The sequence below is a fragment of the Paracoccus sp. M683 genome, from assembly GCF_007096355.1.
Taxonomy (GTDB): domain Bacteria; phylum Pseudomonadota; class Alphaproteobacteria; order Rhodobacterales; family Rhodobacteraceae; genus Paracoccus.
Genome location: NZ_VKDF01000008.1, coordinates 45,280 through 68,447, shown reverse-complemented (window position 1 = coordinate 68,447; position 23,168 = coordinate 45,280). Strand labels below are relative to the sequence as shown.

22 protein-coding genes and 1 tRNA gene are annotated in these 23,168 nt (G+C 62.4%); 10 read left to right on the top strand and 13 right to left on the bottom strand.

All coding sequences use genetic code 11. The features are described from left to right. Positions 1-13: 13 nt before the first annotated feature. The 3 genes from FNJ84_RS14895 to FNJ84_RS14885 form a co-directional block, all read right to left on the bottom strand. Positions 14-334 (bottom strand): HU family DNA-binding protein, encoded by a 321-nt coding sequence (locus FNJ84_RS14895; protein WP_143793998.1) that lies wholly within the window; start codon positions 332-334, stop codon positions 14-16. Between the two features lie 171 nt (positions 335-505). Beyond that, entirely contained in the window at positions 506-2,926 is a 2,421-nt protein-coding gene (gene lon / locus FNJ84_RS14890; protein ID WP_143793997.1) for an endopeptidase La, read from the bottom strand. A gap of 199 nt (positions 2,927-3,125) precedes the next feature. Further along, the gene (locus FNJ84_RS14885; protein ID WP_143793996.1) at positions 3,126-4,481 is read right to left on the bottom strand and encodes an ATP-binding protein; all 1,356 of its coding nucleotides are present in this window, start codon (positions 4,479-4,481) and stop codon (positions 3,126-3,128) included. Between the two features lie 34 nt (positions 4,482-4,515). Here FNJ84_RS14885 and FNJ84_RS14880 point away from each other — a divergent pair, with 34 nt between their 5' ends. From FNJ84_RS14880 to FNJ84_RS14855, 6 genes are all read left to right on the top strand, one after another. Then, positions 4,516-5,442, top strand: a complete 927-nt coding sequence (locus FNJ84_RS14880) for an MBL fold metallo-hydrolase (protein ID WP_255471224.1) — start codon at positions 4,516-4,518, stop codon at positions 5,440-5,442. Between the two features lie 59 nt (positions 5,443-5,501). Further along, positions 5,502-5,576, top strand: a tRNA-Asn gene (locus FNJ84_RS14875). Positions 5,577-5,710: 134 nt separating this feature from the next. Continuing rightward, the gene (locus FNJ84_RS14870) at positions 5,711-7,648 is read left to right on the top strand and encodes a site-specific integrase (protein WP_143793995.1); all 1,938 of its coding nucleotides are present in this window, start codon (positions 5,711-5,713) and stop codon (positions 7,646-7,648) included. Then, positions 7,633-7,902 (top strand): hypothetical protein, encoded by a 270-nt coding sequence (locus FNJ84_RS14865; protein WP_143793994.1) that lies wholly within the window; start codon positions 7,633-7,635, stop codon positions 7,900-7,902. The genes FNJ84_RS14870 and FNJ84_RS14865 overlap by 16 nt, the downstream gene beginning before the upstream one ends. A gap of 396 nt (positions 7,903-8,298) precedes the next feature. After that, positions 8,299-8,517, top strand: a complete 219-nt coding sequence (locus FNJ84_RS14860) for a hypothetical protein (protein ID WP_143793993.1) — start codon at positions 8,299-8,301, stop codon at positions 8,515-8,517. Continuing rightward, positions 8,517-10,457, top strand: coding sequence for a hypothetical protein (locus tag FNJ84_RS14855; protein WP_221931988.1), 1,941 nt, complete (start codon positions 8,517-8,519; stop codon positions 10,455-10,457). Before FNJ84_RS14860 ends, FNJ84_RS14855 begins: the two co-directional genes overlap by 1 nt. A 6-nt stretch (positions 10,458-10,463) precedes the next feature. Here FNJ84_RS14855 and FNJ84_RS14850 read toward each other — a convergent pair whose 3' ends face one another. From FNJ84_RS14850 to FNJ84_RS14840, 3 genes are all read right to left on the bottom strand, one after another. Next, positions 10,464-11,855 carry a hypothetical protein gene (locus FNJ84_RS14850; RefSeq protein WP_143793991.1) on the bottom strand — a complete coding sequence of 464 codons (1,392 nt, stop codon included), beginning with the start codon at positions 11,853-11,855 and terminating at the stop codon, positions 10,464-10,466. Positions 11,856-12,015: 160 nt separating this feature from the next. Continuing rightward, the gene (locus tag FNJ84_RS14845; RefSeq protein WP_143793990.1) at positions 12,016-12,495 is read right to left on the bottom strand and encodes a hypothetical protein; all 480 of its coding nucleotides are present in this window, start codon (positions 12,493-12,495) and stop codon (positions 12,016-12,018) included. A gap of 54 nt (positions 12,496-12,549) precedes the next feature. Continuing rightward, entirely contained in the window at positions 12,550-12,855 is a 306-nt protein-coding gene (locus FNJ84_RS14840; protein ID WP_143793989.1) for a hypothetical protein, read from the bottom strand. 81 nt (positions 12,856-12,936) lie between these two features. On the opposite strand from FNJ84_RS14840, the gene FNJ84_RS14835 reads away from it, so the two are divergent. Continuing rightward, positions 12,937-13,197 (top strand): helix-turn-helix domain-containing protein, encoded by a 261-nt coding sequence (locus FNJ84_RS14835; protein WP_255471223.1) that lies wholly within the window; start codon positions 12,937-12,939, stop codon positions 13,195-13,197. 122 nt (positions 13,198-13,319) lie between these two features. Here the strand turns inward: FNJ84_RS14835 and FNJ84_RS14830 are convergent, their stop codons facing one another. After that, positions 13,320-13,763, bottom strand: a complete 444-nt coding sequence (locus tag FNJ84_RS14830; RefSeq protein WP_143793988.1) for a hypothetical protein — start codon at positions 13,761-13,763, stop codon at positions 13,320-13,322. 137 nt (positions 13,764-13,900) lie between these two features. On the opposite strand from FNJ84_RS14830, the gene FNJ84_RS22035 reads away from it, so the two are divergent. Together FNJ84_RS22035 and FNJ84_RS14820 are read left to right on the top strand one after the other, a co-directional pair. Then, on the top strand, positions 13,901-14,101 hold the full coding sequence (locus FNJ84_RS22035; protein ID WP_185968546.1) for a helix-turn-helix domain-containing protein: 201 nt from the start codon (positions 13,901-13,903) through the stop codon (positions 14,099-14,101). A gap of 890 nt (positions 14,102-14,991) precedes the next feature. Beyond that, a complete protein-coding gene (locus tag FNJ84_RS14820) occupies positions 14,992-15,690 on the top strand; it encodes a thermonuclease family protein (protein WP_114350990.1) in 699 nt (232 codons plus the stop codon). A 76-nt stretch (positions 15,691-15,766) separates the two neighbouring features. Here FNJ84_RS14820 and FNJ84_RS14815 read toward each other — a convergent pair whose 3' ends face one another. The 5 genes from FNJ84_RS14815 to FNJ84_RS22405 form a co-directional block, all read right to left on the bottom strand. Continuing rightward, the gene (locus FNJ84_RS14815; RefSeq protein WP_221931987.1) at positions 15,767-16,639 is read right to left on the bottom strand and encodes a helix-turn-helix transcriptional regulator; all 873 of its coding nucleotides are present in this window, start codon (positions 16,637-16,639) and stop codon (positions 15,767-15,769) included. 521 nt (positions 16,640-17,160) lie between these two features. After that, positions 17,161-17,700 carry a ferritin-like domain-containing protein gene (locus tag FNJ84_RS14810; protein ID WP_143793986.1) on the bottom strand — a complete coding sequence of 180 codons (540 nt, stop codon included), beginning with the start codon at positions 17,698-17,700 and terminating at the stop codon, positions 17,161-17,163. Between the two features lie 42 nt (positions 17,701-17,742). Then, entirely contained in the window at positions 17,743-19,803 is a 2,061-nt protein-coding gene (locus tag FNJ84_RS14805) for a catalase (protein WP_143793985.1), read from the bottom strand. Positions 19,804-19,902: 99 nt separating this feature from the next. After that, entirely contained in the window at positions 19,903-20,319 is a 417-nt protein-coding gene (locus FNJ84_RS22410; protein WP_143793984.1) for an FAD-binding oxidoreductase, read from the bottom strand. A gap of 34 nt (positions 20,320-20,353) precedes the next feature. After that, complete coding sequence (locus FNJ84_RS22405) at positions 20,354-20,860, bottom strand: DUF1772 domain-containing protein (RefSeq protein WP_143793983.1); 507 nt, start codon at positions 20,858-20,860, stop codon at positions 20,354-20,356. Positions 20,861-20,943: 83 nt separating this feature from the next. Here FNJ84_RS22405 and FNJ84_RS14790 point away from each other — a divergent pair, with 83 nt between their 5' ends. Next, a complete protein-coding gene (locus FNJ84_RS14790; protein WP_143793982.1) occupies positions 20,944-21,561 on the top strand; it encodes a TetR/AcrR family transcriptional regulator in 618 nt (205 codons plus the stop codon). Positions 21,562-21,962: 401 nt separating this feature from the next. On the opposite strand, the gene FNJ84_RS14785 is transcribed toward FNJ84_RS14790, so the two are convergent. Then, positions 21,963-23,162, bottom strand: coding sequence for an IS91 family transposase (locus FNJ84_RS14785; protein WP_143793981.1), 1,200 nt, complete (start codon positions 23,160-23,162; stop codon positions 21,963-21,965). Positions 23,163-23,168 lie beyond the last annotated feature (6 nt).

The window sequence follows — 23,168 nt, the reverse complement described above, 5'->3', positions numbered from 1 at the left end:
GGCGGGGACGGTCCTATTCCTCGTCCTCGGCGCCGCCCGGACCACGCCGGCGAAGGCGCAGGTTGATGACTTCACCGCCATTTTGCAGCCCCTTGCGCATGCTGACCCGCGCGCGCCCGAAGGGTTGCACCACCAGCGTCTCGCCAGCCGCAAAGGCACGGCCCAACTGTTCCAGCGTCGCCTCGACTATGGGGCGCACATCACCCTTCTTTCCACCGATGGAATCGACCACACGGTCGACAAATTCACGCTTTTGCACCACACGGGCAGGCTTGGGCGCATCTTCGGCAGAGGCAGCCTTGTCCTTCCTGCCCGGTTTTGACGGTTTGGTCATCGTTGCCTACCTTTTGCCGGTCACAGTTCCGTTCGCAAGGGCAACCGACAACCTGCGGCGGTGCGGTGAATGCTGAACCATACACATACTGCCCTACAAGTCATTGTTCATCAACGCAATAATAATAAGGGGCGCCGATTGGCGCCCCTTCGGTCTTTACCCTGGGTCAGGTCAATGCGCGACGGAAGCGCCGGAATTGCCGGCCTCGTCACGTCCCGACGCCGCCCGCGCGGCCTCGGCCGCCTCTTCGGCGGCCTCGTCCCATTCGACCGGCTCGGGCATGCGCACGAGCGCGTGTTTCAGCACCTCGCGCACATTGCTGACCGGGATGATCGTCATCCCTTCCTTCACATTGGCCGGGATGTCGGCCAGGTCCTTCTCGTTATCGGCCGGGATCAGCACGGTCTTGATACCGCCCCGCAGCGCCGCCAACAGTTTTTCCTTCAGCCCGCCAATGGCCAGCGCATTGCCGCGCAAGGTCACCTCGCCCGTCATCGCCACGTCCTTGCGAACGGGGATCTGGGTCAGGACCGAAACGATCGACGTCACCATCGCCAGACCGGCAGAAGGGCCATCCTTGGGCGTGGCGCCTTCGGGAACGTGGACGTGGATGTCACGCTTCTCGAATTCCGGCGGCTTGATGCCCAGTTCCGGCGAGATCGAACGAACGAAGCTGGAAGCCGCGTCGATCGATTCCTTCATGACGTCGCCCAGTTTCCCGGTCGTCTTCATCCGGCCCTTGCCCGGCAGGCGCAGCGCCTCGATCTGCAACAGATCGCCGCCAACCTGCGTCCAGGCAAGCCCCGTGACCACGCCGACCTGATCGTCCTTTTCGGCCAGGCCATAGCGGTGCCGACGAACGCCAAGATATTCCTCAGCCTTCTCGGGCGTCACGTCGACAGACTTGACCTTGCCCTTCAGGATTTCGGTCACGGCTTTCCGGGCCAGCTTGGCGATTTCGCGTTCCAGCGACCGCACCCCGGCTTCACGGGTGTAATAGCGGATCACATGGGTCAGCGCCTCGTCCGAGACCGAGAATTCACCTTTACGCAGCCCGTTCGCCGCAATCTGCTTGGGCAGCAGGTGACGGCGCGCGATCTCGCGCTTTTCATCCTCGGTATAGCCGGCCAGCGGAATGATCTCCATCCGGTCCAAGAGCGGCCCAGGCATGTTATAGCTGTTTGCCGTGGTCACGAACATCACGTTCGACAGGTCGTATTCCACTTCAAGATAGTGGTCCACGAAGGTCGAGTTCTGTTCGGGGTCCAGCACCTCCAGCATTGCACTGGCCGGGTCGCCACGGAAATCCTGCCCCATCTTGTCGATTTCATCGAACAGGATCAGCGGGTTCGTGGTTTTGGCCTTTTTCAGCGCCTGGATGATCTTGCCGGGCATCGAGCCGATATAGGTCCGCCGGTGGCCCCGGATCTCGGATTCGTCACGCACGCCGCCAAGCGAAATGCGGATGAATTCGCGCCCCGTCGCCTTTGCCAGCGACCGGCCAAGCGAGGTTTTACCCACACCCGGAGGGCCGACAAGGCTGAGGATCGGGCCTTTCAGTTTCTGGCTGCGGTTCTGCACGGCCAGATATTCGACGATCCGCTCCTTGACCTTTTCCAGACCGTAGTGATCGGCATCAAGCACCTGCTCGGCCTTCACCAGGTCCTTCTTGGTGCGCGACTTCACGCCCCAGGGCAGGCTCAACAGCCAGTCCAGATAGTTGCGGCTGACCGTGGCCTCGGCCGACATCGGAGACATCGACTTCAGCTTTTTCAGCTCGGCATTGGCCTTGTCGCGGGCCTCTTTCGAGAACTTGGTGTTCTCGATCTTCTCTTCCAGTTCCGCGATCTCGTTCTGGCCGTCCTCGCCGTCGCCCAGTTCCTTCTGAATGGCCTTCATCTGCTCATTCAGATAGTATTCGCGCTGCGTCTTCTCCATCTGGGTCTTGACGCGCGACTTGATCTTCTTCTCGACCTGAAGAACGGACATCTCGCCCTGCATCAGGCTATAGACCTTTTCCAGCTGTTCGCCGACATCCAGCGTTTCCAGCAAGTCCTGTTTTTTCTCGATCTCGACGCCCATATGGCCGCTGACCAGATCGGCCAGCCGCGCCGGTTCGCGCGCCTCGGAAACGGCGGAAACCACCTCTTCCGGGATGTTCTTGCGGACTTTGACGTAACGCTCGAACTCTTCGGTGACGGCGCGGGTCAGCGCGGTCACGGTGTCGGCGTCGCCCGACAGCTGATCCAGCGGCTCGGCATAAGCCTCGAAATAGTCGTCATTATGGACAAACCGTGTGATGCGCACGCGACTGCGACCCTCGACCAGCACCTTGACGGTGCCATCGGGCAGCTTCAGCAATTGCAGCACATTGGCCAGAACGCCGGTGCGGTAAATGCCGTCTTCGGTCGGCTCGTCGATCGAGGCATCCTTCTGCGCGGCCAACAGGATCGGCCTGTCAGCCTCCATCACCGATTCAAGCGCCCGGACCGATTTCTCGCGCCCGACGAACAAGGGCACGATCATATGCGGAAACACCACGATGTCGCGCAACGGCAAAACCGGGTGAGTCTGGGTTTCAAATTCGTTCATGATCAGTCCTTTCAAGCCCGAGGCCGCGGACCCGTGATTGGCGACGCGCGACCCCTGCGACGCCATATTTAGTGGCCGACGCCATATCGTTCAATATGCGCCACCGCCGCGCCGGACCCAAGCGCCATTTGCATTGCATTCGCCGTATCCCGAGCTGCTGACGCGATGACATGCAGCATGCCGAAAATGATGCCAAGCGTCAGCGCGGGATAACGATTTCTGCCCGCAGGCCGCCCAGACGCGCACCGCGCCCCAGACGCAACTGCCCGCCATGGGCACGCGCCACATCCGCAGCGATCGACAGGCCAAGCCCCGCCCCCTGCCCCCGATTCTGGTTGCGCGACGGGTCCAGCCGGGTGAAGGGGCGCATTGCCTCGTCCATCCGGGCATCGGGAATGCCGGGGCCATCATCCTCGACCGCGATACGCAGGCTGCGCGGGCCAAGCGTGGCCTCGATCTCGGCGTGGTCGCCATAGCGAACGGCATTGCCGATCAGGTTGTCCAGCGCCCGTCGCAGCATGTCGGGACGAAAAGAGACGCGGCCATCCTCGGGCCCTTCCACCTCGGCCAGCCGCACCTTCTGACCCGCGCGCTGCGCATCCGCCACCAGGCCACGCAGGAAGGGCAGCGCCTCCGTCGGAATCGGCTGGCCTTCCTGCGCCTCGTCGCGCGAATAGTCCAGAAAGGCGCCGACCATCTGGGCCATCTCATCGACATCCGAGGTCATGCCGTCGATCTCGGCCTGATCGGGGGCATCGTCAGGCGACAGCATCGAAAGCCCAAGTCTAAGCCGGGTCAGCGGCGTGCGCAGGTCATGGCTGATCCCAGACAGCATCAGCTTGCGCTGTTCATTGCTGCGCTCGATCCGGTTGCGCATGTCCAGAAAGGCGGTGCCGGCGCTGCGCACCTCGGTCGCGCCCGCAGGGCGATAGGGCACGATCCGGCCCTTGCCATATTCCTCGGCCGCCCGCGCCAGCCGCCGGATCGGCCGCAGCTGATTGCGCAGAAAAACCGTCGCGATCCCCGACATCAGCAACGAGGTCGCCAGCATCAGCACCAGCAGCTGATGCGGATTCGAGGCGCTGACCCTGGCGCGATCAAAGGACAGCAGATAAGGCCCCGCCGGCCCCTTCATGGTGACATCGACCCGTTTCAGGTCGGTCGCCAGGTCGACCCCTGTGACCTGCGGCACCTGCCCCCGCAGGACCGCGATCACCTCGCGCCCCGACAGGTCGTAATAGCGCCGAGAATCGGTGTCACGCGCCGGCACCGGCAGGAGCAGCGACAGGCCAAGCGGCTCGGCCACGGTCTGATCCAGCCGCATGGCATCCTGCCCATCGCGCAGCTGCTCGACCTGCGAGGCCACAAAGGCCAGCTCTCGCGCCATGCTTGCGGTCATCTGCCGCGTCACACCTTCGAAATGGCGTTGCAGGAAGGTGACGCTGACCACCAGCATCACCGTCACCACGGGCAAGAACAGGATCAGCGCGGCCCGGCCATAGATACCGCGCGGAAACAGTCGCTTCAGCCATGTGAAATCAGGTCGGAATGCCATGGAAACCCTGCCGTTGCGCCGCTAAGCTAGCGCCATGAGCAATGATGCGAAAGCCCCGCCCAATCCCGGCGCCGCGGCAATGCCGCCGCAGCCCCATGACCTGCCAGACGGGGTCCGGCTGGTCCTTGCCCCCAATCCCTCGCCCCTGACCGGGGCAGGAACGAACAGCTTTCTGATCGGCCGTGACGAGATCGCGGTCATCGACCCCGGCCCCGACCTGCCGGCTCATCGTCAGGCAATCCTGCAAGCGGCCGCAACCGGGCGGATCACCCATATCTTCGTGACCCATGCCCATCGCGACCATTCCGAGGGCGTCGCCGCGCTGGCCGCCGAAACAGGTGCCGAAGTGCTGGCCTTTGGCGATGCCCTCGCCGGCCGCTCGCCACTGATGCAGCGGCTGGCCGAAAGCGGCGGTGCGGGCGGCGGCGAGGGGCTGGACCTGACCTTTCGTCCCCATCGCCGGCTGGCCGATGGCGAGACGGTCGCGGCCGGCGAATGGAGCCTGACGGCCCTGCACACACCCGGCCATGCCGGCAATCATCTCAGCTTTCAATGGGGGCAGACGATCTTCTGCGGCGATGTGGTGATGGGCTGGTCGACGACGCTGATTTCGCCACCCGATGGTGATCTGGCCGATTATTTCCGCAGCCTGGACCGGCTTGCCGCGGTTGCCCCTGCCAGGCTGCTGCCGGCGCATGGCCAGATGATCGCCGACCCGCAGACCCGCCTGACCGAACTGGCCCAGCACCGGCGCGCGCGCACGGCACAGATCCTGTCGGCGCTGCGCGAAGGCGGGCCATCCGACGCCGCCGGTCTTGCGGCGCGAATCTATGAGGTCGGGCCGGCGCTGCTTCCCGCCGCGACCCGCAACGTCCTTGCCCATCTGATCGCGCTGGCGGCCCTTGGCGCGGTTGGAAACGACGGCGAAACCGCATGGAACAGCCGCTTTCATGCGATGTGAAAATATTGTGGCAAACCCTCTGGACGCCCCCATTGGTGATTGCTATACGGCCCCCGTGTTCCGGCGTAGCTCAGCGGTAGAGCAGTTGACTGTTAATCAATTGGTCGTAGGTTCGATCCCTACCGCCGGAGCCAAACTCAGCTAACTCTTTGGTTTTGTTTGGATAAGCACCTCTCATAGGCTGCGGTGCATGTGTGTGTCATACATCTGACACCAGTTCGCGCCTTAGCACGCCCGTGAAATCGGCTCCTCAACGCAGGAGTTCGACATGGGCATCCAGATGCATACCTTTCGGCGCGGCGCCACCTACACGTGGCGCAAGCGTCTGCCTGCCAGCCTGGGCGGCGGGGTCTTTCAGATCAGCCTGCGCACCACCAACCCCTTGATTGGTCGGCGACTTGCCACAATCTTATGTGCTGAAAGCTGCGCGGTGGTCGATGCGATGATCCATGATGGCCTGAACAAGGACGAGGCACGCAAGCTGCTTGTGGCCGTCATCGCGCGTGAACATCACAAGATCGCGGCGCTGCGCTTGGCAGAAGCGGAAAACCCCGCCGCCGGTGCATGGGAACGGGCCAAATCCGCTGATTGGGCCATGGGCAAGGCATTGAGCTTGCTTGCGGAACGCGGCGCTTCTGGTTGCCATCTGACCGATGCGGATCGGGTTGCGATGCAGACCGAGGGGCGCAGCGATTCGGACATCAAGATGCTGGAACGCGTTCTGGATCAGGAAGCCCGGAACTATGCCGAGGATCCTCGGCAGGGTCTGAACAACCGGTCGTTCAGCATGATGCGGCATATTCTTGGCCGCGAACAGTTTTCCGCTCTGGAGCTTATCCACGGGCGGCAGATCTATTATCGCGGCCGCGGCGCGGTGCTGCTGAGTGGTTCAGAACAATCCATTTCCGAGCAGGAAACCCGCGAGGCGGCAGAGCTGGCACGATGCGATTTCGGTTCGGATCAGGACCAGCCCCCAGCTTCTCGGCAAGGCAGGGAAAACCCTACGGCTGATGACGGGGGCGCATCGCATTCAAGCTGGCCCGCACCATCGGCTGATCCATCACCGGCTGCAATTGCGACTCAGGCTGGGACTGACCAGCCCGCCTATGACCCGGCGCTCATGGCTCTGGTCGGACGGCTCATGGATGACAAGCGTCGCCAGAAAATGTCGGAGCCGATGATCACGCAGATGACGCAAAGCTTCAGGATTTTCGCCGAAGCCACCCATGTCAGCGACATCCGCTTTCTGCGTCAGGAGCATATCGCCAGATTTGTCGAGGTGATGCACAAGATGCCGGTGCATCATGGGAAATCTCCCAAGCAGCGCGACAAGCCGCTGTCCGAAATCCTGAAAAACCCGCTGAATCAGCCCGTCGGTTTGTCAGCAACGACGATCAATCGCAATCTGGGCTATCTTGGACAGCTTTTGATCAAAGGCCGCAGCGAGGGTTTCCGTAATCTGGGCGATCTTGATCCGGGCAGCCTGCGCCAACGCAAGACGAGGCGAGAACGCGACGAGCGTCCACCATTCAGCGCCGAAGACGTTCAGGCAATCTTTCGCCACCCAATCTGGCATGGTTATCGCAGCAAGGGCAAATGGCACGAGCCCGGCAATGTCGTCCTGCGTGACGGGCTTTACTGGCTGCCGATGATTGCCGCGCTCAGCGGTGCGCGACGCGGCGAGATTGCGGGGCTGAAGGCTGCGGAAATCCTGACCGTTGACGATATTCCCTGCATGATGCTTCAGATCAACGCGAACCGGGGCCTCAAGAACCTGACCTCGGCGCGCCTGGTGCCTCTGCATCCTCAGCTGCTGGAGATGGGTCTTGTGGCATGGGCGCAAGATCGAATGCTGCGCGATGGTCCGCGCGCCGATCTGTTTCCCGACATGCGCCCCCAAAAGCTGCCGCCCATCGAACAAGCGACCGGCGATGAAGAGGGCGGGAAGTTCGGCGATCAGATCAACTACCGCTTTAATAAACTGGTGGATCGCCAGATCACCACTCAGCGTGCCGAAAAGACCTTTCATTCGTTTCGCCATTACGTCGCCACCCAGCTGGGACGAATGGCGGATGTTCGCGAACAGGTCCGCAAGGATATTCTGGGCCATGCCGGAGGCTCGATGACCGAAGAGCGCTACACCGAAACCAGCCCGCCTGACCTTATGCTTGCGGCAATCTCCCGACTGCCGTGGCTGCCGTTGTGACAGAGGCTGAATTGATCGAAATCGGGGATTGCGATGAGATGGCCGACCGTATTGGTGGCGGTGTCCTGCGGCCCGGCGATTATGTGCTGATGATCAGCGATGGTCAGATTATCGGTGGGGAGCGGGTGACCGACAACACCCCGCCGGAAATGCTGCTGCCCGCGATGCAGGACTCGTATCCAGGCCACGATGCTGTTCTGGCAGAGTTCACCGCAGAGGGATTTGCGATAAGGATGCGATATCGCCGCGCCTGATGGAAATCGCGGCCAAGGGGCGGGGCTCGGCCTGCTCGCGGGATAACGGGCTGTCGTGCTAGGGGACGGGCTTGGGACACTGTCGGTATCCCGCGCAGTCGTAGCATCGCAATGGCACGCGCTCGGTTCCCACACCCTGCATCACGGGTCGCAAAAAGATCTGTTCCGATTTTCGCGGTTTTCGGTGATTCTCGCGCCGAGCGAAAGAACGTGGAAACAGAGGCTGCAACAAGAGTCCCCAAGAGCCGGGGGTAAAACAAAATCCATGATGACAGAACAATAGGATCAGACATGCCCCGCCCTAAGAAGCCCTCCGCCGATCTGGCCAAGCGCAGGGAAATATATGCCCCTCAGGCGGTCTGGGAAAAGGCCGGGACGCTTGCAAAGGCAGCGGGCATGTCCATCTCCGCATATCTGTTGCGGGACGTGATGGAGGCCCAGCAGTCCTCAGCAGTGGTTGATCTGTTGGAAGAACTTCAGGCAATGCGACGCGAACTGGCGCATGTCTCGCAGGCTCTTCAGACAGAGGGCAATCCTACCGTCATCAAGGTGCATATGGATCTGGTGACGATAGATCGCAGGCTGGTGCGTCTGGCAGAAAGTCTAGCGCTATGATGCTGACCTGGTCGCCACATTCCGGAGACAGGCCGGATACCAGTCCGAAAATCGCAGTGGATTACATGCTGAATTCGGCGGTGCGAAAGACAATCGCAGAGCAGCCCCTAAGTTTGCAGCGCGATCCGCAGCCAGAGCTTTTGCTGGGCGACAAGGATATTTTTCCGCTAGGTCTGAATGCCTTGCCATTCAAGCATCGCTACAACTTTGCCACGCTGTCTTTCCATGAGCAGGATATTTCAGTCTCCGCCTTCAATGCTGGCGACCCAGATTCACGGCAAAAAATTGCTCAGACCCTGAAGCTGTTTTTCGAAATCGCATGGGCCGGGGTTCCGGTTTCTGCCCGGATGCAGCCCCTGGTCGGCACCCACACCCATACCGGCAGGCTTGAAGTGAATATCATGATGGCGCGCGGCATTCGGAATGAAAATGGGCACTGGCGATCCTATAATGCACATTTCCCGAGAATGGGCAGTTCGGAAATCTGGGATTTCTTTACGGACTATGTGAACCTGAGGTTTCGATGGGCTGATCCGCGCGCACCTGAACGGCGAAAGCTGGTCAGACTGTCCAATAAAATCCTCAAGCAGAAGGCCGAAGCCGAAAGACTTGGAAAGCCATTTGACATCTCCGTGCCTGAGCAGACGGTGGCGTTGGCAGAGGATCTGATCAAACAAGGAGGCATCAAAGACCGCAAATATCTGATTGCCTCCATGAAGCCGGGGTTGGATACCATGGGTATCAACGTTGTGCAGTCAAGAAAGAACGACGTCGTTTTCCTTGAGAGAAGCACCCACCGAAATTGGGCGCTCTCCGGGCTGTGTTTCAGTCAGGAATTTTCGCCGGGCGCCCAGTTCATGCGGGTTTATCTACAGGAGCCGGGGGTCGATCCCGACTGGCCTGCCGCAATAAGGCGCCGCCGCCGCCAGAGGATTACCTCCTTGCGAGAACTGATTCATTCCTATGAAGAACGTGCAACGTATAATTCGCGACGTTACGGCTTTTCAAAAAGACCCGACCCAGACTTCTGGCAGATCCTGCGTCAACAACCCGGTATTGATCTGCCAATCTCCCATCCCAGAATCACAGGAGGCTATCTTGACGGATATGCTCAGCCCGCTGGAATTGAAGCTCACACAGCAGATCGAGCAGTTTCTTCATCAGCAAAACAACCGGATTCAGCATCTCGAGGATCGCGTGGCACAACTCGAGGAAGAGCGCGCCGCGCTGACGACCATGCTGAATTTATTCGACGCGCTGAAAACCCCTTTGAGCTCTTCGTAAACCTAGGGCGCCGCCTGGCGCGGATCATGTCTAACCTGCGGCGCAGGCAGGCCGGGCGAATTCTGGCAAAAGCAATGCGCGAGCATTTTTTGCAAAGATGGCAAAACATTGGCAACAGGTTGGAGACTTTGAATGACGGCACCCTCACCCCCAACAGAATGGCCAGCGCTTTTGGCCGAACTGCGCAAGCTGACGGCATTGATCGGGCCGCTACAGGCATTGCTGGCGCAGGAAGAGGCGCCGGGCCTTTCGGACCGGATCGACCTCTTTCTGGCCGAGATCACCCGGGTGGGCGATCAGGTGGAACGGGCGGCAACAGCAATGGAGGCCGAGGGCCAGAGCCGCGATCTGATGCAACAAATCACAAAGAATCTCGCCGTGCAGAAACACCAGATCGACAAGTTGCAGGGCAGGATGGCACAGATTCTGGGCGTGTTGGGCGCACCACTGGACGGCAGCGACTGACGCGCGCCGAGCTGATCTGCCGTGCCCGGCAGATCGCGCAGGACGAGGGGATCGAGGCGCCGCGCCTGTCCTTCGTGCGGGACGAAGATCAGGAGCGGCTTCGGATGGCGTTCGGCACCACGGTGATCATGGTCAACGGCGACGGCAATCTTGTGCAAGATGTCGGCGTGTCGGAGCCGGATCTGCCCTGACCACCCTCACTGCCCGATAACATAGACTACCGGCGTCCTGCCCTCTGCGCCTTCGATGGCATAGATCGCGATTTCTCTTTGGATGGCCTCGATGCCGGTGGTGTTTTTCAGCGGATCATAGGGCAAGTTGGCGGTCAGGGGCTGGCCTGCGCCTGCGGCGAAAGTCGGGACGCCGCGGCCGCCGGTGATCGGGGCTTTGCGGGCCTGGCGGATGTCTTCGCGGTCGTAGTCAGCGATGGTGGTGAGGCCGTCGAAGGCACCTGCGGCATCGCCGAGGAATGTGGTGAACGCCGCTTCCGCGCTGGTGGCGGCGGGCTGTTCGATGACGCCGTAAGCGCCGGTCAGGACATGGCTGCCGTCCTTGGGTTCAAAGATCAGCACGGCGCAGCGGTCGAACACCTCGGGGGTGTAGCAGGCGAGGCCCGGGCCAAGGCCCCTTGTGTCGACCGCGCTCGCCCCGCTTCCGTAAAGCAGGTCGGTCACGCTGATATGCTCGCCGTCCTGCGGCATCCAGCCGGCCTCGCGTTGCTGCAGATACAGCCGGAAGCCCTTGGCCGGATCATGCGCCTCGTCCTGTTGCACCGCGCCGTCCTTCCAGAAATAGGCCACGCGCTTGGCGGTGCCCCAGTTTACAAAATCGCTGCTGGCCATCACCGGCCAGAGCGGCTGCAGATGCTGTTTCGCGTCGTCCCAGCGCGTGCCAAGCGGCGGGATCCCGGCGGCGGTCAGGATGGTTTGCCGCGCCGCCTCGGTCTGTGCGGCGACGACAGCGGGATCTGCGGCGATGGCGTCGTGCGGGATGATCTGGCCGATCTCGCTGCCCGTGGTGGTGGAATAGGTGACGCGGGCGACATGGCCTTCGTAGCCGCCGCTGCGGGTCCGGGATTTGCGGATGTCGCGGATGTCGACCCGCGCCAGCAGGCTGTCCTGACCGATCTTCTGGCGCAGGGCCCGGCCTTCGTCGCGCGTCGCCGGGAACAGCGCGACGTCCTGCCAGTTGCGGAAGAACAGGCTGCGACCCATGGACAACGGCAGGCGCGAGGTCGGGGTAAAGATGCTGACCGGAAAGCCGCCGCGCGCGCTGTCGTAATCGCCAAATTCGGCGCGAATCGACAGCACCACCTCGGCCGTGGCGGGGTCGATATTGGCGCGGTCGGCCGCAAGGCGGGCCATGACCTTGGTCCGTGCCTCGTCGCGGCTGAATTCGTCGGCGGCGAGATATTCTGGGTCTTGCAGCGCCAGCGCCTCAAGGTCGGGCGCGGTGCCGTCGAGGGTTTCCAGGAAGGCGCCCCACCAGGCGGAATCGGGATCGGTATAGGTTTCGGCCAGCGACGGGGTGGCCAGCGGCGCGGCCAGGATCAGGCCGAGGCAGGTGGTCAGAGCGAGGGTCTTGAGCATGGGGGCGTCCTCCGGTAACGGGCATATAAGCGGGATGGCCGCCGCGCGGCGGCGCGGCGGGGGCTGGGGCATGGGATTGTCGGGCGGCGTGTCGTGCGCTGCGCAAGGATTGCGTTCGTCAGATGCGCGCATTGCGCATCGCGGCCCGGACGTGCCGATCCTAGCGGATCAGCGCCTCGAAGCTGGCAAAGATGCCGTTGGGCGTCGGACGATAGCCGAGGCCTCGCAGCGTCGCCTCGATGTTCCGGCCGGGATCCACGCCCGGATGGCAGGCGCGCAGATACATGTTCGCGACCAGTTCCGTCGCGCCAGAGATCTGGCCCAGGTTCAGGCCCTGATAGCCGCCGCCCTTCAGCCCAAAGGCCGGGCGGGCGGTGCTGCAAAAGAACCGCACCTCGGAGGGCGCCTCGAACTTCAGGCGCCTTTTCGGCGTATCGGGCCGGTCCGAGACCGCCTCGCGCAGCGTCACCCGGACCAGCTGGCCCGGCACCCGTGCCGAGCCCTGCCCTTCGACGCGGCGCCCGCTCTGGTCGTAATGCAGGCATTCGCCCATCTTGCAGCGGCCAAGATAGGTCTCGGCGGCGACCGGGCTGGCCAGCGCTGCCAGCGCCAGGGCAAGGAAAAAGGATTTGGGATTCATGCAAAACTCCTGCGAAAGATGTGCGAGATCAAAGGGAATTGCGGGCCGAGATCCCTACCGGAACCAGTATTCCTGGCCGCGGCTGAAGATCACGCTGCCAGACTGAAGAACCAGCCCTAGCGCGACGACGCCACAGACCACGGCGCCTTCCCAGACGCCGGTCGCCCAGAACACCACCAGGCCCGCCAGAAACAAGGCCAGTTGGCGCCGCAGCTTCGGAATCTTTTCCGGGCCGACGACGCGACCGCTGGCGATGCGGCCGACGCCGCGCTGCGCATGGCAGGCGGGGCAAGTCCGGACGCTGCGTTTGACCGGCGTGCCGCAGTGGCCACAGTCGATTGTCGGTGAGGGTTCAGGCATCGCGGGCCTCCGTCAGATCACGATTTGAATTCATAGCATTTGCGGTGTAGCATCCTTCCCGAACCATCCGGAGCACAGCCCTTGTCGATAAAACCCGCGCCCCGCACCGTCGAGCCCCTCGCCCTGGCCTTCGCCACCGTCCTGCGCCGCCGCCGTCTGGCGCAGGACCTGTCGCAAGAGGCGCTGGCGCGGCGCGCCGATGTCTCGATGCGCTTCGTCTCCCTGCTGGAGCTTGGCCGCCACATGCCGACGATCAACACCATGCAAAAGCTGGCCCGGGGGCTGGGCATGCCGCTGTCGGATCTGGTCCGCGAGGCCGAGGACGAGCCGCCGCAGGAATAGCTGGGCCGCCAGAACACCCGTGATCGTTGGCCTGCAAAGGGCAATCCTGACGCGAGGGATTGACCGCAAGTGCGGTTTCCGAGTCGGGTCGCGCTGCGCGCATTGTCCTGGCCGCGTCTCCATTAGCCCTTCTCCCGCGCCGCCAGCAGCCGCATCGCATCCGCCAACACGCCCGCCTCGAACTCGGGGCGCAGCTGCCCATCGAGTGAAAGCAGCGCGATCTTGAGGCGCAATTCCGCCAGATTGCCGGCGGGCCGCGCCGCAAGCCCGGTCTCGATATCGCGGATGCGGTGCTGGATCCGGTCCATCCCGGCCATCGCCGCACGGCCTGCGTCAGTCGTAGCAAAGCCCGCTTCGGCGGCACGATGATCGCAGGCGGCATAATCGACCCAAGCCTTTTCCAGCGCGGCCCGGGTCGTCAGGAACGCAGGATCAATCTGGTGGTCAGCACCTTCCCCGGCGACGCCAGCCTGCATCAGATCCGATAGATCCGGCAGCGACAGGCCGTCCGGTCCCTCTGCCAAAACACCATCCGGCCGGCCGTTGTCGATTTCCGGTTCCTGCATCGGCCACCCCTGAACACTGGTTGAAACTCACCGCACTATGTGAGCAATATACAGTGATATTTGCAAGAGGGGCAGCGACAATTATTTCCGGCATCAAAACACGACCCACAGATCCGCTCATTCCCTCCTTCGCCACGGTGCTACGAAGGCGGCGCGAGGCGCTGGATCTGTCGCAAGAGGCACTGGCCCGGCGCGCCGGCATCTCGACGGTCTTCGTCGGCAGGGTCGAAAGCACCCGTAATCAGCCGACGATCAACTCCATGCAGAAGCTGGCGACGGGACTGGACGCGCGGCTCTCGGACCTGATCCGCGAGGCCGAGGCGCTGGCGAAGCGGTGAAGGGTTAGACGCGGCGCAGAGCCGCAGCAGGTGCATACTGGATCATCCGGCGTCCGCGCGCGCATTCCTTCGCGGTCCCGATCGCGCAGCAAAGGTCGCCACAGGCTTGCCCGGACAATGCCGCGGCAGGCCCCCTGGATCAGCGACAGCCGCTGCGCATGGACTGCATGGCGATCCGCGTTCAGCATGATCAAAGGGTGACAAGCCTCAATTGATCAAATGAAGCTTTGATGATGAAACCTGCGGATCCGCAAAGTCGGACGCGGCCAATATGTTCATTTGATCATTGGGTGATCTGCTTCATTGCCTCATTGGGTGGAAAGCCTCATATGATCATGGTGCCAGCGACCAAGACGTTACCCCAGACTTCTATCCAGCGTGAGCAAGACGCCGGATTTGAGCTTCAGCTGTTTGGACGGGATAGGTAACCGGGTCTGGCGCGACGGGGCTATCCCGGTTCTCTCAGCATAGGCATTCACGCAACTGGTCACGACCTTGATGGCACCGCCGGGGCCGCCACAGGTTTGCCCGGCCAATGGCGCGGCAGGCTCCCTTTATCAGCGACCACTGCTGCGCAGGGACTGCGCTGCAACGCGCGTTCAGCATGATCAAATGGTGACAATCTTCATCTGATCATCTGGGGATTTGAATGCGCAACCTGCGGATCTGCTGTGATGGACACGAGCCAGAATGTTCATTTGATCATTTGGTGATCTGCCTCATAGGCTCATTTGGTGATTGTCTTCATTTGATCATGGCTCATGTGACGGCGCGGTATGGGTGACGGCCGCTCCTCTACACCAAACACCATCCGCTAAAATTCTTAATAAACAGTTCCCTCTCTGGACCTGTTGGTGCTTTGCCCGGCCCTGCCCAACGGATAGGCAGGGGTGAGCCATCCGAAACGTCTGGTGAATCCCGCCCTTGCTGCCATTACCCTTGTTCTCGCCGGTGCTTTGCCCGCCTGTTCCGGCGAAACGGTCGACCCCGATCTGCAGGGCGTGGCCTCGGTCATTGACGGCGACACCATCGAGATTCACGGCACGCGGATCCGGCTGAACGGCATCGACGCGCCGGAAAGCGGCCAGCGTTGCCAGAACGCGCGCGGCACGGCATGGCGTTGTGGCCAGCAGGCGGCGTTGGCGCTGTCAGATCGGATCGGACGACGGCAGGTCAACTGTCAGCAGACCGACACCGATCGCTATGGCCGGGTGGTGGCGGATTGCTTTGCGGGCGGCGAGAACCTGAACCGCTGGATGGTGCGCGAGGGTTGGGCGGTGGCCTACCGCCAGTATTCGACCGCCTATATCGCCGCCGAGGACGACGCCCGGACCGGCCAGCGCGGGATCTGGCAGGGCCGTTTCGACATGCCCTGGGATTGGCGTGCGGAACGTCGTAGCGGTCAGAATGTGGCACCGACAATGCAGAGGCTTTACGAATTCGCAGGACAAAACTGGTCCTGCGGCCCGCGCCGGACCTGCTCGCAGATCGGCAGCTGCGACGAGGCGCGCTGGTATCTGCAGAACTGCCCTTGGGGCGGCAAGCTTGACCGCGACAATGACGGCATCCCCTGCGAGAGTATCTGCTGAGAGATTCAGGCGGTCCGGCATCTCGGCGCGGGGTCGTTTCGCCTGCGATGGCAGCCGGATCGTCAGTTCACTGCGGCTAATCCGCCAGTCGCCTCACCGACCAGCCGCCGCTGTGCCCTTTGCGCAACCAGGCCGCGACCAGCTGAAACCCGCTTTGCGGCCAGTCCTTCGGCGTGTCGATCAGCACCAGCTCTGCAATGCCGAACCCGGCCTCATCCAGATCGCGCAGCCGCGCCCTGGTCGTCAGATTGGTCAGCGGCGCCAGCCAGACGATACTCGGCGCGATCCGCATGGCATGGCGGCTGAAATCGCGCAGCCGCGACCAGGGCGGATTGGTCATCACCCAGTCGACCGGTTCGTGCCAGTCTAGAAAATCGCGTCCCTCGGTGATCTCGCACCAATGCCGGTTAAGATGGGCGGGAAACAGGTCGTGAAACGCCCCTCGCCCTCTGGCCGGGTCCAGCACCTTGCCCGTCATCCGATCTGCGAAATGCCCGATCACCGCTGCCGCCAGCTCCGGCGGCGTCATCACCAAATCCTGCGCCGGGGTATTCGTCGCAGGCACCAGACCGCCGCGTCCCGAGGGGGCAGCGCGTAGCACCGACCTGACGCCCAGCACCGCCGCTGCCCTGACCAGCGTTGCGACCGTCGCACCCAGATCCCGCTCAAGCGCAATGATAACCGGTCGGCTGACCCCGATCCGATTGGCCAGCTGCGCCTGGCTGAACCCCCGCGCCCGCCGCCGATCAGCCAGAGCCCGCGCCGCCTGCACCCGGTCCGGCGCCCAGCCCCAGCGCAGATCCAGCACCGCCATGACCGCAACCAGCGCCCGAACACCACCCTCGCCCCGCTCGAGCGCCCGCAGCGTCGGCAGGCTGATCTTGGCTGAGGCCGCGACTGAGGCTTGCGTCAGTCCATATGTGCAACGCGTTGTGCGAAAGGTATTCATGTCAAGAATTTCTTGCTTTTATTGCGATCAAAAGGAAATGATTCATTACACCATCTGCACCGAGTCATCCCGTCGACGCCAGACGAAAAACGTTGAGAAGGGCGGAGAGCCGCCTGACGGCGGCGCAGCATACCATGGGTCTCAGGACGCAGGAGCGGACGTTCGTCGCCGCAACGGCATGACCGGTGCCGAGCCAGTCACGAAGGGCGGAGAGCGGACTTGCGGCGGCGCGGCACTGCACGTGCGGCAATTTGGGCAAGCAGACGTTCGTGCCTGGCCCAGCGAGGACCCACGATTAGCGCGAGGAAGCTGATATGGTCGGCTGCCGCCGAACGTCATACGATAGAGCGGAGTTTGCAGAAGTAAGCTTCTGCCGCTCTTCGGCACGCTGATCGACGGCCCGCAATCACCATTCTCGTCGGGTTGGTCAGGGGGGCGGCGATATGGCGAGTTCGGTCACCCGACATGAAAAGAAGCCCGCCTGCAGGGGCGGGCTTCTGGAAGTGGCTTCCGACAACCGGTTACTTCTTCGAAGCCTTGCCGGAGGCGTTGATGGCCGTCACCGCAAGCGCCGTGAGCTTGTTGTTCGCCGCCTTCTCCTCGTCGAGGATCGAGGTCAAAAGCGTATGCGCTTCCTCATTCCCCAGAACCTTGGCCCATTCGCGCAGCGTGCCATAGCGGGCGATCTCGTAATGCTCCACCGCCTGCGCGGCACCGATCAGCGCGACATCCAGCGCGTGGCCGCTGGCTTCCTCGATCAGGCCGTCAGCCTCTTTCAGAAGGCCATCCATGGCATCACATTTCTCGCCCTTGGCTTCCTTGCCGATCGACTTGAAAACGGCTTCCAGCGTCTTGATATGCCCTTTCGTTTCCTTGAGGTGATCGTCCATCGCCTTCTTCAGCTCGGCGCTGCTGACCGCCTTGGAAACCTTGGGCAGCGCCTTGGACAGCGCGTTCTCGGCCCAATAGATATCCTCCAGCGTATGTTCGAATGCGTCGTTCAGCGTCTTCCTCGGATACTCTCCTTGGTTGTGTAGACGTTGTTGAACCGGCGCCTGCAAAGTTATCTAGGCGCCTCCCGGACTGTCACGGCACTGCCGCGATCAGGCCAGATCACGAACCTTCGGCTCGCGATCCCAATAGCGCAGCTTGGCCGCCTCAGGCAGGCCGGCCAGATCGGTGACGCCCTCATCCGGCTCGACACCGGCGCGGTCCATCAGGGACTTGGCCCCGTCGGTCGCGCCGATGGCCTTGAGATGGGCGAAGGCATCCGACACGAAGGCCACAGCCGCACTGTCCTTGGCCAGCTTGGCCGCCGCCTCGGCGGTCAGGACCAGCGCCACAGCATCGAACAGCACCGAGGGCGAGCCGGCGAGCTGTCCGTCCGCCTTCATCGTGCCGCCATCCAAGCGCAGGCCGCCGACCTTGGGCGCAACGGTGAAGACGGTGCCCTTGGCGGATTCGACCGCCTTTCTCAGTGCGTCGATATCGGCCTTGCTGGACCACTCATCGAAGAGGATCGCGACCTGCCGGCCCTCCAGCGTCGCCTTCCAGTTCTTCTGGATCGACAGGGCATGCGACGGGTCCAGATCGACCGGCGCATTGAACGGCTTGGCCGGCATCGGCAGGTCCATGCCGATGCCCTTGGCGACGCGCTTGCCAAGATCGGGATGCACCACCTGAAGGTGGCTCAGCATCCGTTCGCGGATATGGTCCAGAGAGACCTTGGACAGCTCGAACACGATGGCCGAGGCAACATGCGCCTGTTCGTTCTCGGTCAGCGAGTTCCAGTACATCCGCGGCTGGCTGTAGAAATCACCGAAGCTTTCCGCGCGGATCCGCAGCTTCTCGCCCTCGACCGGCTGTTCGGCGGTGCGGAAGCCGGTGCTGACGGGGCGCGGACCGGGGTCCTCGCCCGCCTCGTTCAGGCTGTTCGGTTCGTAATTCGCGCGACCCTTCGGCACATGGGTCTGCATCAGCCCATCGCGCTGCATGTTGGCGAAGGGGCATTTCGGCGCGTTGATCGGGATCTGGTGGAAATTCGTCGTCCCCAGCCGCGACTTCTGCGTGTCGAGATAGGAGAACAGCCGGCCCTGCAAAAGCGGATCATCGGTGAAATCGATCCCCGGCACCACATTCGACGGCAGGAAGGCCGCCTGTTCAGTCTCGGCGAAGAAGTTGTCGGGATTGCGGTCCAGCACCATCCGGCCGATCACGCGCAACGGCACGACCTCCTCGGGGATGATCTTGGTGGCGTCCAGCACGTCATAGGGCAACGAATCCGCCAGTTTCTTGTCAAAGACCTGAACGGCGAAATCCCATTCCGGGTGATCGCCCCGGTCAATCGCTTCCCACAGGTCGCGGCGGTGGAAGTCGTTATCCGCGCCCTGCGTCTTGGCGGATTCATCCCAGATCAGTGATTGCGTGCCCAGCTTGGGCCGCCAGTGGAACTTGCAGAACGTTTCCTGACCCTTGTCATTCACCAGCTTGAAGGTGTGGACGCCGAAGCCCTCCATCATCCGCAAGCTGCGCGGGATGCCGCGATCCGACATCGCCCACATCAGCGTGTGGAAGGTTTCGGGCATCAGCGAGATGAAATCCCAGAAGGTGTCATGGGCCGAGGCTGCCTGCGGATAGGCGCGGTCGGCCTCCATCTTCACCGAATGGATCAGGTCGGGAAACTTGATCGCGTCCTGGATGAAAAAGACCGGGATGTTGTTGCCCACGAGATCCCAGTTGCCCTCGTCGGTATAGAACTTCACCGCAAAGCCCCGCACATCACGCGGCGTATCGACCGAGCCTGCCCCACCCGCCACGGTGGAGAAGCGGGCAAAGACCGGCGTCTTCTTGCACTTCTTGGCAAACAGACTGGCCCGGCTGAGTTCGGGGATCGGATCGGTGCATTCGAGATAGCCATGCGCCGCTGATCCGCGCGCATGCACGATGCGTTCGGGGATGCGTTCATGGTCGAAATGGAAGATCTTCTCGCGCAGCTGGAAATCTTCCAGCAGCGTCGGGCCGCGCGCCCCGGCCTTCAGGCTGTTTTCGTTATCGGAAATCGGGACGCCGAAATTTGTCGTCATCGCAGGCGTATCGCCGGTTGCGATCTGATGCAGCTCGCCCGCATTGCCCTTTTCGGATGTGAAATCTTTGTCCTCGGCCATCGACCCTGCCTTTCAGAAGTGGATTAAGCTTTGTCGGCGCGCCCATGGCGGGCTGTGCCAGCAAAACTGCCGAGGTCGCGGGCGGTTCCACCGATTATCCTATCTGAAGCCGAAAACCGTCTCATCAGGGTCGGCGCGCCCTGCGATCTTCGCGGCGATGATCTGGGCGCCGATCACCGAAAAGGTGATGCCATTGCCGCCAAAGCCAATGATCGTGTGGATGCGGGTAAAGCCGGGCACGGTGTCGATGATCGGCAAGCCGTCCTTCGTCACGCTGAAGGGCGCCGACCAGGGATAGGCCGGCTTGCCGATATCCACCCCGGTCAGTTCGCGCAGCTTTTCGGCAATGATCCTGGCCTTGCGCGCCAGCCTGGCCGGATCTGCGTTGGTGTTGGCCGCATCCTCATCCTCGCCGCCCGCGATCACCCGGCCCGCCGCATCTGTGCGAAAGTAAAGATAGGGGTCGGCCGCTTCCCAGACGATCGTGTGGCCCATCCAATCCGGCAGGTTCTTCATCGGACGCGACGCCAAGGCCCCATACCGCGCTTGTTCAACCCGCACGGTGCCGCAATTGCATCAATGCGAACCCCGTCAGCAGAAGCGCAAAACCGCTGAACACCGTGCGGATGATGTTCCAGTCCTGCCAGGGGTCCGAGTAGGCCTGCCAGATCTCCCGCGCTGCCTGAAAATTGTCCGGAATCTCCACCTCCGCCAGCGCCTCGTTCATCGGCACGTTGACCATCATCGTGAGGACGAGCCCGCCGAGCAGGTAAACGAGGGCCGCCGCGCCGAAGGCGAATGACGCCGGGCGAAGTTGCTGCTTCTGTGCCAGCAGGGCGGCGATCAACAAGACTATGGGTGTGAGAAAGAACGCCGGAAAGAATACCGCGTTGCGCACCGAAGCGTTCATCGCCTGCATGGCGGCGATGGCCACGGTCGGGTCGGCTGCGTCCAACCCCCACATGGTCGAACAGACCCAGGCAAAGAAGAACCCGAAGATCGCGCCGCTAAGCAGCAATGCAAGCAAGGCGACTGGGAGGAGCGCGTATCGGGTCATGTTCATCCTCATAAACGTATTCATGATTACGGCTTGCGTGATCCGTAATTCACGTTACGGATTCTGTCAACAAGGAGGCTCGGATGCGAGACGAAAACAGGTCGCTCCGCCAGCAGCAGATCGAAACCGCCGCTTACAGCTTGCTGGAAGAGAAGGGCTATGCCGGGACGTCCATGCTGGCGATCGCCAGGAAGGCGCGCGCCTCCAACGAGACGCTCTATAATTGGTATGGTGACAAGCAGGGGCTGTTCAAAGCCCTCGTGACCCGCAACGCCGCCGAAGTGAAATCGCTGCTGGAAAACGAACTGGCGGTAGAACAGCCCATGGCAACGCTCGAGCGCTTCGGCCCGAAACTGCTAAACCTGTTGCTGGGGGACCGTGCCATCGCCCTGAACCGCGCCGCAGCGGCGGACCCCACCGGAGAGCTGGGTGCCGTGATCTCGAAAGCTGGTCGTGAAACTGTCCTGCCCTTGTTGGTTCAGGTTCTCGAAGCGGCAAAGCGACAGGGCGACTTGTATTTCGACGAGCCTGAGGAAACCGCATTGCTATACATGAACCTGCTCGTTGGAGACCTGCAAATCCGACGAGTGATCGGCAGGGTGCCGGCACCGGAAGAGAGCTTTTGCGAGGAGCGATCGCAGCTTGCACTGGTGCGTTTGTCGCTTTTGCCTGGCACAGTGTCCAAAGGGCAAAAAACATGAGGTGACCGAGCCGAAAGACTGCACAAACCGGCCGTTGGAGCGGCCGCAGCGAAAGTTCACCTCGGTGAAGGTTTTCTGATGCGGGTCGCGGCGGAACGCTGCGTACTCGCGCGGCCACGACCCGCGTTGGAAAACCTCCCAAGGTGGAAGCCGCGGGGGCCTTGGATCAGGCTATGGGGAAAGAGCGCGGACGGTCGCGGCGGCGGCTGCATCCGGGGTGCTACGAATGGCGAGGCAGGCGCCGGATACGGTCTCAAACCCGGCTGATGATCCCGACGATGCTGCGCGTTCTGGAGATACTGGCGCCTTGAGTCGCGTTGGAAGTAAGCGAGCACGCGCTGTTCGGACCGGGTCAGCGGAGTGTAGCCGGTGCTGTCTCGTGACGGATGACGGGCGATATGTCATGCTGCCTGCTCCCTCGGTGGGGCGCGCGACATCGGTTTCTGGCCGCGCCGGAAGATCTCGATGATGCGCATGGGTCCGCCGCAACAGGGACATGGTTCGCGCAGGGTGAGTGGGATGATCTCGGTATGGGGTCCTGGCGCGGTGACCTGTTCGGGACGCTGGACGCAGAGCAAGGCGCGGATCATTCTGATGTTGGCCTTGCGGGTCGAACTGGCCAGCAGGCCATAATGCCGGATGCGATGGAAGCCATCGGGCAGGACGTGGATCAGGAAGCGGCGGATGAACTCGGGCGTGGCCAGCCGCATGACCTTTTGCCGGCCGCCGGATTTGACGCGGTAATCTTTCCAACGGAAGGCCACGGTATGGGCATCGGCACTGACCAGGCGTGCGTTCGAAATGGCGACGCGGTGCGTGTAGCGGCTCAGATAGGCCAGCACCGCCTCCGGCCCGCCGAAGGGAGGCTTGGCGTAGACCACCCATTCGGATTTGCGGAACGGGCTCAGCCAGGTGGCAAAAGCTGCATTGTCCGCGAGCCTCGCCATATCTCCGAAGAAAGTGAGCTGATCTGCGCGGTGCAAATCCATCAGCCCTTCCAGAAACAGGCGTCGAAACAGCCGTGACAGCACCCGCACATGCAGGAAGAACCCTGGTTTGCAGGCGACCCACCTGGCGCCGTCTGGCGACAGGCCACCGCCGGGGACGATCATGTGGATGTGCGGGTGGTGTGTCAGCGCCGATCCCCAGGTATGAAGGACGCTGGTCATACCCACCCGCGCGCCCATGCGCTTGGCGTCGGCCGCGATGGTCATGACGGTCTCTGCCGACGCCTTGAACAGCAGGCCATAGATCGCCTTCTTGTTCCAATAGGCGATCTGCGCGATCTCGGCCGGCATCGTGAAGACGACGTGGAAGTATTCCACCGGCAGCAGGTCCTCGGCCCGTGCCTCCATCCAGTCGCGCGCCGCCGGTCCCTGACACTTCGGGCAGTGCCGGTTTTTGCAGCTGTTATACGCGACATGCTGGTGGCCGCACTTTGTGCATCCCGCCACATGCCCGCCGAACGCCTCGGTCCGGCAGGCCTCGATGGCCGACATGACCTTGAGCTGGGAGAGGCTAACATGCCCGGCATTGGCCCGCCGCCACGTGGAACCATGGGCGCGAAAGATGTCAGCGATCTCCAACTTCGGCCGGGGCACCCCGGC

Coding starts and splice junctions, on each gene's coding strand:
- lon (WP_143793997.1), bottom strand. CDS start 2,926: ATGAACGAATTTGAAACCCAGACTCACCCGGTTTTGCCGTTGCGCGAC.
- FNJ84_RS22405 (WP_143793983.1), bottom strand. CDS start 20,860: ATGACCCGATACGCGCTCCTCCCAGTCGCCTTGCTTGCATTGCTGCTT.
- FNJ84_RS14830 (WP_143793988.1), bottom strand. CDS start 13,763: ATGCAGGAACCGGAAATCGACAACGGCCGGCCGGATGGTGTTTTGGCA.
- FNJ84_RS14885 (WP_143793996.1), bottom strand. CDS start 4,481: ATGGCATTCCGACCTGATTTCACATGGCTGAAGCGACTGTTTCCGCGC.
- FNJ84_RS14805 (WP_143793985.1), bottom strand. CDS start 19,803: ATGGCCGAGGACAAAGATTTCACATCCGAAAAGGGCAATGCGGGCGAG.
- FNJ84_RS14790 (WP_143793982.1), top strand. CDS start 20,944: ATGCGAGACGAAAACAGGTCGCTCCGCCAGCAGCAGATCGAAACCGCC.
- FNJ84_RS14845 (WP_143793990.1), bottom strand. CDS start 12,495: ATGAATCCCAAATCCTTTTTCCTTGCCCTGGCGCTGGCAGCGCTGGCC.
- FNJ84_RS14880 (WP_255471224.1), top strand. CDS start 4,516: ATGAGCAATGATGCGAAAGCCCCGCCCAATCCCGGCGCCGCGGCAATG.
- FNJ84_RS14870 (WP_143793995.1), top strand. CDS start 5,711: ATGGGCATCCAGATGCATACCTTTCGGCGCGGCGCCACCTACACGTGG.
- FNJ84_RS14850 (WP_143793991.1), bottom strand. CDS start 11,855: ATGCTCAAGACCCTCGCTCTGACCACCTGCCTCGGCCTGATCCTGGCC.
- FNJ84_RS14815 (WP_221931987.1), bottom strand. CDS start 16,639: ATGAATACCTTTCGCACAACGCGTTGCACATATGGACTGACGCAAGCC.
- FNJ84_RS14895 (WP_143793998.1), bottom strand. CDS start 334: ATGACCAAACCGTCAAAACCGGGCAGGAAGGACAAGGCTGCCTCTGCC.
- FNJ84_RS14855 (WP_221931988.1), top strand. CDS start 8,517: ATGCTGACCTGGTCGCCACATTCCGGAGACAGGCCGGATACCAGTCCG.
- FNJ84_RS22410 (WP_143793984.1), bottom strand. CDS start 20,319: ATGAAGAACCTGCCGGATTGGATGGGCCACACGATCGTCTGGGAAGCG.
- FNJ84_RS14840 (WP_143793989.1), bottom strand. CDS start 12,855: ATGCCTGAACCCTCACCGACAATCGACTGTGGCCACTGCGGCACGCCG.
- FNJ84_RS14860 (WP_143793993.1), top strand. CDS start 8,299: ATGTCCATCTCCGCATATCTGTTGCGGGACGTGATGGAGGCCCAGCAG.